We start from the raw sequence: 9,926 nt of genomic DNA on the forward strand, positions 1-9,926 counted from the left end.
ATCTTCCCGCGCTCAGTCAGCAACTGGCCGAGATGAAACGTCTCGCGCGGGCCGTAGGCGTAGATGACATCGCCGGCCTCGAAGTAAATCATGATGATGGAGTCGTCGTGCTGTATTCCGAGCGTGCCGGACTTGCGTCCGGTGGCGAGCAACTGGAGAATCTCGACCAGGGCGAATTTTTCGATATTTCCCTGTAAATCCAAAGCATCTATTCCTTCGTTTGGGCCTGCCGGCAATTGTAGCTAACGTAGGTCACTGTATTTCAGGCTGATATATTGTCGCGAAAAACAGCGCCAAGCAAACCTAATATCATTTGTGAGCTTAGAGCTCTCTTGTCCTGTCGGTATGATAGGGCACAGTTGGGGGGATGTCAACCAACAAGTTGTGTGTCGTTTCGAGACGCAAATCCCGCGCGGATTTTTGTTTATCTGGTCAGAATGGCGGACTATTATTGTGGCGTTTAGGAGCTTACGGGCGGCATGGACGATCAGCCTAAGATAATCTCGGTCGAGGAGAAACCGGGCGGCGTGCGGCTCACTGTCTCCGGCCGGACGGAAGATATTATCTTGCCCATTGATCTCGTTTACCGATACAACCTTAAACCGGGCGTGACGATCACTCCTGCCCAGATGGACCAGCTTCTCGCGGAATCGGGGCGGTTTCTGTGTGACCGTGAGACGGCCCGCCTGCTGGCGGTGCGCGAGCACTCGTCCGGAGAGATCGTGGTCAAGCTCAAGCGGAAAGGGTTCGGCGAGAAGCTGATCGCGGCCACTGTCGAAAAGTTCCGCAAGCGCGGCCTGATCGATGACCCCCGATTGGCCATGAAACTGGCGCAGCAGGCGCTCGAACGTAAACCGGCCGGCCGGGCGTTTCTGGTGGCGGTGCTGCGACGAAAGATGATCGACCGCATGCTGGCCGAGTTGACTGTTGACACGCTGCTCGACGAAATCGACGACATCCAAAGTGCTATCCAGGCCCTGCGCCAGCGCTGGCCCGTTCCGGAGCAGATAGAGGTTGAATCGGTCCGCGACAAGGCATATAGTTACCTCTCCCGGCGCGGATTCGGCTACGAAACCGCCCGCGCCGCCTGCAGCGCCGTGTTTGGTAGTCCGAGAAAGGCAGACGACGATTAGAACTTCCGAAGTCAGACAGTCCTTTTTGGAATTCTTTCGGCAGCGCGGCCACCGCCTGGTGGAATCATCGCCGGTAGTCCCTTTCGACGACCCCACGATATTGTTCACCAACGCCGGCATGAACCAGTTCAAGGACGTGTTCACCGGCAAGCGGAAACCGGATTTCCCCCGGGCGACCTCGTCGCAGAAATGCATCCGTGCGGGCGGGAAGCATAACGATCTGGACAATGTCGGATTCACCGCCCGACACCACACGTTTTTCGAGATGCTCGGCAATTTCTCGTTCGGAGATTACTTCAAGGCAGAGGCAATCGAATACGGCTGGGAGTGGGTCACCAAAACGCTGGGCCTGCCGAAAGACCGGCTGTACGCGACGGTCTATCTCGACGATGACGAGGCGTATCGCCTTTGGGCCAAGTTCGCACCGGAACTCAGAAACGGTCGCATTCTCCGGTTCGGCAAGAAGGACAATTACTGGTCGATGGGGGATATCGGTCCATGCGGGCCCTGTTCGGAGATTCACTTTGACCGGGGGGAGAAGTTCGGCGACGGCCCAAACGATATCATTAACGGCGACACCGACCGGTTTGTCGAAATCTGGAACCTGGTGTTCATGCAGTTCGAGCAGATGCCCGACGGCAAGCTGGTGAAGCTTCCGAAACCGTCGGTGGACACCGGCGCGGGCCTGGAACGAATCACGGCGATCATGAACGACGCCGAGAGCAACTATGGGATCGATATCTTCCAAAGTCTCATCAGATCGATTTCTGAGATTACCGGTTCACGCTATGAAGACCATGTGCCGTCGCATCATGTCGTGGCTGATCATATCCGGGCGCTGACGTTCGCCCTGTCCGACGGGGCGGGCATCTCCAACGAGGGGCGCGGGTACGTTCTCAGGCGGATTCTTCGTCGTGCCGCCCGCCACGGCCGTGAGTTAGGCGCAAAAGAGCCGTTTCTTCACAAATTAGTGCCGACTCTGGTGGGTGAGATGGGCGACGTGTATCCGGAGATCAGGCAGAAGAAGGATTACGTGGTGAGCGTGATCGAGGCGGAGGAGGAGTCGTTCGCGCGGACTCTGGACACAGGGCTGGAGCTGTTGAGCATACTGGCGCGAGAAGTGAAGTCGAACGGCAGCAGTGTCATTCCCGGCGGCGACGTGTTTCGACTTTACGATACTTACGGTTTCCCCTACGACTTGACGGAGACGATTGCTGCTGAGCAGGGCCTGGCACTGGACCGCGAGGGCTTTGACAAGGCTATGGCGGCGCAGCAGGAGCGTTCGCGAGGGGCGGCGAGCTTCGAAGGGCAAGCTTGGGCGATCGAGGATGTCTTGCGCAAGACGAAGCTAGATATACGAGAGAAAACCGAGTTTGTCGGCTACGAAGTACTCTCGTCATTAGCTATAGTAAGACAGGTACTACACGCCGAAACACTTGATGACCCTTCACAAGTCACTTACGCTCTTATCTTAGATCAAACTCCTTTCTACGTGGAGGCTGGTGGACAGATTACCGACACGGGTGTGATTCGAGGAAGAAATGTAGTGGTCTTAGTTGATAAGATCTTCTTGTTGGATGGGTGGTTCTATGTGCACCTCGGTAGAATGTCGAAGGGGACCTTTGAGGACTTAAAAGAGTTAGCGGTCCCTCATGACAGACTTGATGATGTTACCTTTGTCGAACCAAGGACAGTCACCGCCCAAGTCGATGCCGAGCGCCGCTGGGATATCATGCGCAACCACACTGCCACCCATCTCGCCCATGCCGCTTTGCGCAAAGTTCTCGGCGAACATGTCAAGCAGTCCGGCTCGTATGTCGGCGATGACAAGCTCAGGTTCGATTTCTCACACCATCAGCCGATGTCGCCCGACGAAATCGCTGAAGTCGAGCGGCTGGTCAATGAGCAGATACTCAAATCCATTGATGTCAAGACCGACATCATGCCGGTCGAAGAAGCCAAGAAATCCGGCGCGATGGCGCTGTTCGGCGAAAAATACGGCGATACGGTGCGGGTAGTCTCAGTGCCCGGATTCTCCAAAGAACTCTGCGGCGGAACACACGTGCAGAACACGAGCCAAATCGGGCCGTTCTTCATCACAGTCGAGACGGGGATTGCGTCGGGGGTGCGCCGTCTCGAAGCGGTCACCGGGCGCGAAGCGCAAAAACAGATGCTCGAACGCAAGCGGCTCGTTTTGGGCCTGAGCAGCAGTTTCAATCGCCCTGAATCGGAGTTGCTCGCCGGTGTGGAGGCTCTTCGGACTGAAAACGCCGCGCTGCAAAAAGAGATCAGAAGACTGAAGACCGATCTGGTATCAGGGGCCGGGCAGTCTCTCGGTTCAGAGACCAAAGTCGGGGCGCTCTCGGTTTGGGTGCATGACTTTGGTGAATCGGATCGCGAGACCATGGCGGCCTGGATGGACAGCCGCAAGGAATCGAACCAACCTGTAGTTGCGCTGGGCGTGGGCATGACTAACGGTAAGACGGCTGTTATGCTGGCTGCCAGTTCGGCTGCAATTGAGAAACACTCGGTAAACGCCGGCAATCTGCTTCGGGACCTGCTGGCCGAGCATGGCGGCCGCGGCGGCGGCAAGCCGAACTTTGCCCAGGGCGGGACCGCGTCGGCGGTCAATCCTGAACTGCTCAAGAAGAAGCTGATCACGCTGCTTAACGGATAGCTGGAATTATGGCCCACGTACTTGACAGCCTCCTCGAAACTCGCGCCGCCCGCGGCGGCGGTTTCCTGCTCCTGATCGACCCGGATCGCAGCCGCGACTCAGATTATCTGAATCTAGCCGAGGCGGCCGCAGAGTGCGGAGTCGACGCTATTTTAGTGGGAACTTCGTTCATGCTGGCCGGGCATTTTCCGTCGGCCGTGCGAGAGATTAAAGCGCGCACCGGGCTCCCGGTGATCATCTTCCCCGGTTCCCACGCCCAGATCACTCCCGATGCCGATGCCATCCTGTTTACGTCGCTGATCTCCGGCCGCAATCCCCAATACTTGATTGACGAGCAGGTCAAGGGCGCACCGTTCATCAAAGCAGCCAATATTGAGGCGATACCAACCGGCTACATGCTTATCGAATCCGGCCCGCTGACATCGGTGCAGTTCATCTCCGGCACGCTGCCGATCCCACGCTCTAAACCGGATATCGCCTGCGCCCACGCGCTGGCGGCGCAGTATCTCGGTATGCAATTGGTGTATCTTGAGGCCGGTTCCGGAGCGGGCCAGCCGGTGCCGATCGATATGGTGCAGGCGGTGACAGACACAGTGGATGTCCCAGTCTTAGTCGGCGGTGGGCTTAGTACTCCCGAAGATTGTTCCACGCGTATCGCCGCCGGGGCCTCGTTCATTGTCATGGGGACGCGGGTAGAAAACGAATCCGGCCTCGACCGTCTTCGAGAGTTAACCGCGGCCACCCACCCAAGGGAGACGATCAAGGTATGAACCATAACGATGCTCTGATCGAGCTTATTCGCCAGGCGGAGGAAGCCGCCCAGGTGCGCAAGGCGACTGTCGATCATCTGGGTCTTAAGATGCTCGAGCTCTCCGGGATCATGTCCGGTGTGATCGGCTCGAGCGGAAAGATACTGCTTGCCGGCAACGGGGGGTCGGCGGCGATGTCATCGCATTTTGCCGCCGAAATGGTGGTGCGGTTGAGCGGCGACCGCAACCGTGAAGCGCTACCGGCGATTGCGCTCTCGACCGACATGGCGATACTCACCGCCGTCGGCAACGATTACGGATTCGAGCATATCTTCGCGCGCCAGGTGGAGGCGCTCGGCCACCGGGGGGATATGCTGATCGTGTTATCCACGTCTGGGAACTCTGAAAATCTGGTCCGTGCTGTCTCAACCGCTCGCCAGAAACAAATCATTACCGCGGGACTGCTTGGCGGCGACGGAGGCCAGTTAGGTAAACAGGTCGACAAACCGCTCATCGTGCCGCATCGCTCCACCCAGCGTATTCAGGAAGAGCACCTGTTCATGATTCACCAGTTGGTAGAGATGGTCGAGCGCGATCTGTTCGCCTGAGGCCGCACGTTACTGCCATGCTCAGGCGGCTGCTGACCTTCTTTTTTCTGCTTTTTGTTTTCGCATCCACGTTCTCGATATCGCTTTCGCAATCGGCCTTGGGGATCGCCGCAGTTTTGTTTGTGATAGCCGCGGTGAGCGAACGTTTCAATCCGTTTGGCGGCGGGCTTCAGTGGTTCTGGGCAGCCGTAGCGATTTATATCGGCTGGCTGGTGCTCGTCTGTTTGCTGCAAGGGGAGCCACTCCGCGCCCTGGATAATATCCGCGAGGAATGGCTGTTTGCCGTGATTCCGATAGGAATCTACCTCGGGCGCGACACCACTTTTCCGGATCGCGCCATGAAAGTGCTCGCGCTGGGGCTGCTGCTGGTCTCGCTCGCCGCGCTGATCATGGCTGGGTTCGGCGTGCAGTATAGTTGGCCCGACGGTTTCACGCCCCTTCTTGAGACAAACCCTCGCGTGCGTGGCACGTTTGCTCATGCGCTGACATTCGGCAATGTGGCGGCGATTGCGTCCCTCTGCGTGCTGGCCTGGGCCTTTCTCCAACGCACACCTGTAACGCCACGTGCCCGGTCCGCCGCGGGCGGACCCTCATCTGCCGATTCCGATGATTCAACTACACCGCCATCAATGTCAGGTGCCCGGCAGATGCCCTCATCTGCCGGCTTCTTGAGACGTCCCCTGTTAAGCTGGCAAACCCTCGCCCTGCTCGCGAGTATCCTCGGCTTGATCGCGGTCCTCCTCTGTGGCGGACGCGGCCCGATGTTAGCCGCCCTGGTCGGTCTGGTGGTGCTGCCGTCGATTATGCCGCGCCCCTGGCGGCGTCTCGGCTGGGCGGTCCTGCTGGTAGTGCTGGCGATTGGTGTGCTGACCCCCACCGTGCGCAGCCGCTTCTCAGTCGAACTGGGCTGGCACTTCAATCGCGACTGGCCCGGCGGGCGGCTCTTTATCTGGGAACGCTCGCTCGATATTGCGATAGCGCACCCGCTGACCGGTGTCGGGCCGGGCAATTTCGGGCGGGAATATCACGAGCGGCTCGACACATCGGTATCCGATCGCTTCTGGTATCAGCACGCGCACAACGACTTTCTTGAGGCCGCCTGCCGCTCTGGGATCCCTGGAGCGGCGACTTTCGCCCTCTTGTGGGTGTCGGCCCTGCGCTCGCTGTGGCGAGGCCGTCGCCATTGGGGTGAAGGCTCACGCCAGCGACGCTCTCTCGCGGTGGCGTTGGTCGGCTCTCTCGTGTTTTTCGTGGAATCGCTGAGCGAGGCGACCTTTTCCGACGAGGAAGTCCGTGTCTTGCTTATGCTCGTCTGGGCGCTTGGGTTGGCGGCCGTGTACAACCGGGAGAAAAGCAGCGCGCAGGGGCAACCTTATGTCTATTGACACCCGGGCTTTTGTTTTCGTTAATAGGGACTGACTATGGCAGCTAAACTCTCCAAACCGAAAGTTGCCGAGGCTCCGTCGTTTGACTGGCCGTTCGGCCGGAAGAACTATGTTCTCTTTGCAGTGGCGCTGGTCATCATCGTGATCGGCTACATTTGCCTGGGGTACGGCGACGATCCCAACCACCCGCTTACACTCACTGTCGCACCGATTTTACTGGTGCTCGGTTACCTGCTCATCCCGTTTGCGATCATGGCGAAGGGAAAGCCGGACACCGGCCCGGACAACCAGATGACCCAGTAGCCGGAAGTACGCCCGAAACAGGCCGGGGTTTGCGCGACGAGACTCGGGTACCCGGCCACCGCTCTGATACCCTGGCCAACGGACGCGACTGCGATGTTCACTGGCACGACCGCCGGGCGGCCGTCCGGCATCTGATCAAGCTCGGCAGGTGGGTTGGCTGCACTCCGGGGGACCGAGGTTCTGGCGGCCGGAACCGATGAATCTTCACAATCTCTTGCGCTTTTGGGGGCAATTGGTATATTGGGTAACCTTGGCTGTGCAGGAGCCATTGGGCGGTTAGCTCAGCTGGTTAGAGCACCTGCCTTACACGCAGGGGGTCACTGGTTCGAATCCAGTATCGCCCATTTTGATGGGCGGCGGACGAACTGGATGACTCCGGTGACGGTTTCAGCGCAATGCCGAGCCTGTCGACGGTACTCAGAGACGGGGTTGTAGTTCAGCTGGTTAGAACGCCTGCCTGTCACGCAGGAGGCCGCGAGTTCGAGTCTCGTCAACCCCGCCATATATATCCCATTGTTTGCCATTAGATTACGGCCACGGCAATATTCCAAACCTCACTCTCCCAGTACTTTCTCTCAATCCAGTCGTCAGGTCTTACAGGTCTGCAAACTCGACCCAAGTTTTTGACTTGACAACAATACCCAATCTGGGTACGTTCTTACCCTAAATGGGTACAAAGATTGGAAGCATGATTACCGCCCTTTTCCCGGGGACAAAACGCAAGGTTTTGGCTCTGTTCTTTCTTAATTCGGATAGACAATTCTATTTCTCGGAAGTAGTCCGCCTTACCGGTACACGACAGGGCGTTGTGCAACGAGAACTGAAGACGTTAACCGAAGCGGGTATCCTGAGCGGTGAGAAGCGAGGCCATCAGACATTCTACTCGGTAAACAAGAACAATCCGATCTTTCCAGATTTGCGCAACATCGTATTCAAGACGTTTGGCGTGTTTGGCCAGGTGAGGGAGGCCTTAAAACCGCTTGAGAAGAAGATCAAAGTCGCTTTCATCTACGGGTCGTTCGCCAAGGGCAAAGAAGCTGCGGGTAGCGACGTCGATCTTTTCATTGTCGGGCGTGTTCCTCTTAGCGAGTTGGTCAGCGCATTAACACCCGTTGAACATGACATTGGCCGGGAAGTCAATCCCGGCCTCTTCTCGGACGCAGAATTCAAGGCGAAGTATTCTCAGAAGAACCACTTTGTGAGGTCGGTTGTGAAGTCAGACAAGGAATTCATAATCGGGACAGAGGATGAGCTTAGAAGACTGGCTGCAGAATAATTGGCTTCATTTGCACGAAACCAGTGCTGAGGAAATTCAGGCGCTGTTGCATTCTGCCGAAGAGGACTTGCGCAGCGCCGAGATCAAAGGAATCGCTGCCGGGTGGAGGTTGAATATGGCATATGCCGCCGCCCTGCGCTGCGCCCGTGCCGCGTTGTATGCCTGCGGCTATAGGCCAGGACGGGAGCGCGAACACGAGCGAACTATTGATTCACTTATGTTCACAATGACCACCGCTAACGCCGATTCAATTAGATTGCTACACAAGATCAGGAAAATGCGCCATACAGCCACATACGATTCGGTTGATATGATTTCCGACACCGAGGCTGACGCCGCGATGCGGCTGGCGGTTGAGCTTGGCAAGAAAGCTACCGCATGGCTGAAGGCGAATCATCCGAATCTGCTTCATTGAGAGTGCCGCTACAGGCGGTTGGACGCGGGCGTCTTTTTCAAACCTGATGGAGTAATCGGGCGCTTGACTTTCCGGGTAACACAGAAACTGGCAGTGAAGACCAATGTCGTGCCGGTCGCGGCCCTGCCGCCTCACGACAATCCGCTGCTTGACATGAGCTCCCTTTTTAGCGCTAAAGGTAGATACCGGACACTATCTGATCTTGAAATCTCCCAGATGACAGAAGATCCGGCTATAGATTACGAGTTTGACCAGAACTACCCCAACCCCTTCAACCCGACGACTACGTTCCGGTTCGGCCTGCCGCAAACCGCTCATGTCACGCTTGAGGTGTACAATATATTAGGTCAGAAAGTCACCACCCTGGCTGACCGGGAGTATCCGCCGGGTCGGTATACGGTTGATTGGGACAGCCGGAGCGCGGACGGACAGGAGATCGCCAGCGGGGTTTATTTCGCCCGTTTCAAAGCCGGCGAGTTCGAAGCAACTCAGAAAATGGTGGTGGTGAAATAATGAGACTCATACTGCTGGTGATGTTAGTTGGGTTGACTTGCGTCTCCTGCGACTGTGACTTCTTGGAGTGCATCTTTGATCCGCCGCCACCCGGATCAGGTCGTCCCGGACCAGGGCACACTGGAGGAGACGGTGACACCGAGGAGCCGGAGTTGGCCTGCAATAGTGAAACTCACACTGTTGCAGCGGGCGGCGACGCTGGGAGCGGCCGATACGTATGGCTAGGGCTGATGGATCACGACCGACTGGTGGCCCACGGGGAGGCGACGTTCCTGATCGGGCCGTATCAGGACGTGCCGCTATCTATACAGGTTGGATATTGGAGTGACGTACCGGCCGGAGGCTATATACTTCAAGTCTTTGAAACAACGGATAGCGCGGACATAGGAAACCCTAAGGCAAGAGTGAGAGCTGCAACGGCCGCACTCACCGAAGTTCAAAGCTATGGCACCAGCGAGGACCACGCGTGTTGCACCAGAGTCGGTGGCGCAAGTGGTCGTAAGTATTGCACGCTTCACATACCCGTTCTTGGATGCACCGGCACCAGCGCGAAGATAAAGGCTAGGTACGGTCTGCCGTGTGGGTATCCAGACAGTGCAGTGAATTCGTTTAATGTCACATACGTCAATGTACTTCAGAGTATATATGATCTGACCAGCGGTGCTTATCATCACTCATGGGCACAGACCGGTGTCGGTTGGGAGAGGAGGCCCCTGGGCCATGGTGGCGATAAGGGAGTGGAGTTAATTTCAAAAGGTGTGGAAATAGGCAAAAAAGTAGCGTAGCCTTTCGGTGAAATCTAAACCGAAACCGGTCGTGTGGAGACACGGCCGACGAAAGGATACGCTGATGGGAAAGTATACGAAG

Annotated in this window: 11 protein-coding genes and 2 tRNA genes; 12 read left to right on the forward strand and 1 reads right to left on the reverse strand. The window is 57.1% G+C overall.

The window, feature by feature from the left end; translation table 11 throughout:
• On the reverse strand, window positions 1-203 hold a 203-nt coding region (locus AB1772_12475), incomplete at its 3' end, for a DUF4388 domain-containing protein (GenBank protein ID MEW5797157.1).
• A gap of 276 nt (window positions 204-479) precedes the next feature.
• On the opposite strand from AB1772_12475, the gene AB1772_12480 reads away from it, so the two are divergent.
• The 12 genes from AB1772_12480 to AB1772_12535 all read left to right on the forward strand — a co-directional run bounded on the left by AB1772_12480 (window position 480) and on the right by AB1772_12535 (window position 9,844).
• Window positions 480-1,133 carry a RecX family transcriptional regulator gene (locus tag AB1772_12480; GenBank protein MEW5797158.1) on the forward strand — a complete coding sequence of 218 codons (654 nt, stop codon included), beginning with the start codon at window positions 480-482 and terminating at the stop codon, window positions 1,131-1,133.
• Window positions 1,102-3,810: an alanine--tRNA ligase gene (gene alaS / locus AB1772_12485; protein ID MEW5797159.1), complete on the forward strand. Its 2,709-nt coding sequence runs from the start codon at window positions 1,102-1,104 to the stop codon at window positions 3,808-3,810. The genes AB1772_12480 and alaS overlap by 32 nt, the downstream gene beginning before the upstream one ends.
• Before the next feature lie 8 nt (window positions 3,811-3,818).
• Window positions 3,819-4,580 (forward strand): geranylgeranylglyceryl/heptaprenylglyceryl phosphate synthase, encoded by a 762-nt coding sequence (locus tag AB1772_12490; GenBank protein ID MEW5797160.1) that lies wholly within the window; start codon window positions 3,819-3,821, stop codon window positions 4,578-4,580.
• A complete protein-coding gene (locus AB1772_12495; GenBank protein ID MEW5797161.1) occupies window positions 4,577-5,167 on the forward strand; it encodes an SIS domain-containing protein in 591 nt (196 codons plus the stop codon). Before AB1772_12490 ends, AB1772_12495 begins: the two co-directional genes overlap by 4 nt.
• 17 nt (window positions 5,168-5,184) lie before the next feature.
• On the forward strand, window positions 5,185-6,552 hold the full coding sequence (locus tag AB1772_12500) for an O-antigen ligase family protein (protein MEW5797162.1): 1,368 nt from the start codon (window positions 5,185-5,187) through the stop codon (window positions 6,550-6,552).
• 36 nt (window positions 6,553-6,588) lie between these two features.
• On the forward strand, window positions 6,589-6,855 hold the full coding sequence (locus AB1772_12505; protein ID MEW5797163.1) for a DUF3098 domain-containing protein: 267 nt from the start codon (window positions 6,589-6,591) through the stop codon (window positions 6,853-6,855).
• A 270-nt stretch (window positions 6,856-7,125) separates the two neighbouring features.
• A tRNA-Val gene (locus AB1772_12510) sits at window positions 7,126-7,199 on the forward strand.
• An 81-nt stretch (window positions 7,200-7,280) separates the two neighbouring features.
• A tRNA-Asp gene (locus tag AB1772_12515) sits at window positions 7,281-7,357 on the forward strand.
• 186 nt (window positions 7,358-7,543) lie between these two features.
• The gene (locus AB1772_12520; protein MEW5797164.1) at window positions 7,544-8,131 is read left to right on the forward strand and encodes a nucleotidyltransferase domain-containing protein; all 588 of its coding nucleotides are present in this window, start codon (window positions 7,544-7,546) and stop codon (window positions 8,129-8,131) included.
• Entirely contained in the window at window positions 8,103-8,546 is a 444-nt protein-coding gene (locus tag AB1772_12525) for a HEPN domain-containing protein (protein MEW5797165.1), read from the forward strand. The genes AB1772_12520 and AB1772_12525 overlap by 29 nt, the downstream gene beginning before the upstream one ends.
• Window positions 8,547-8,609: 63 nt before the next feature.
• On the forward strand, window positions 8,610-9,059 hold the full coding sequence (locus AB1772_12530) for a T9SS type A sorting domain-containing protein (GenBank protein ID MEW5797166.1): 450 nt from the start codon (window positions 8,610-8,612) through the stop codon (window positions 9,057-9,059).
• Window positions 9,059-9,844 (forward strand): hypothetical protein, encoded by a 786-nt coding sequence (locus AB1772_12535; protein MEW5797167.1) that lies wholly within the window; start codon window positions 9,059-9,061, stop codon window positions 9,842-9,844. Before AB1772_12530 ends, AB1772_12535 begins: the two co-directional genes overlap by 1 nt.
• The last annotated feature ends 82 nt before the right edge of the window (window positions 9,845-9,926 follow it).

Source organism: Candidatus Zixiibacteriota bacterium (assembly GCA_040752815.1).
Lineage (GTDB): Bacteria > Zixibacteria > MSB-5A5 > GN15 > FEB-12 > JAGGTI01.

Bases quoted from the DNA above. Each gene is read 5' to 3' on its own strand.
- AB1772_12480 (MEW5797158.1), top strand. From the start codon at position 480: ATGGACGATCAGCCTAAGATAATCTCGGTCGAGGAGAAACCGGGCGGC.
- AB1772_12490 (MEW5797160.1), top strand. From the start codon at position 3,819: ATGGCCCACGTACTTGACAGCCTCCTCGAAACTCGCGCCGCCCGCGGC.
- AB1772_12495 (MEW5797161.1), top strand. From the start codon at position 4,577: ATGAACCATAACGATGCTCTGATCGAGCTTATTCGCCAGGCGGAGGAA.
- AB1772_12500 (MEW5797162.1), top strand. From the start codon at position 5,185: ATGCTCAGGCGGCTGCTGACCTTCTTTTTTCTGCTTTTTGTTTTCGCA.
- AB1772_12505 (MEW5797163.1), top strand. From the start codon at position 6,589: ATGGCAGCTAAACTCTCCAAACCGAAAGTTGCCGAGGCTCCGTCGTTT.
- AB1772_12520 (MEW5797164.1), top strand. From the start codon at position 7,544: ATGATTACCGCCCTTTTCCCGGGGACAAAACGCAAGGTTTTGGCTCTG.
- AB1772_12525 (MEW5797165.1), top strand. From the start codon at position 8,103: ATGAGCTTAGAAGACTGGCTGCAGAATAATTGGCTTCATTTGCACGAA.
- AB1772_12535 (MEW5797167.1), top strand. From the start codon at position 9,059: ATGAGACTCATACTGCTGGTGATGTTAGTTGGGTTGACTTGCGTCTCC.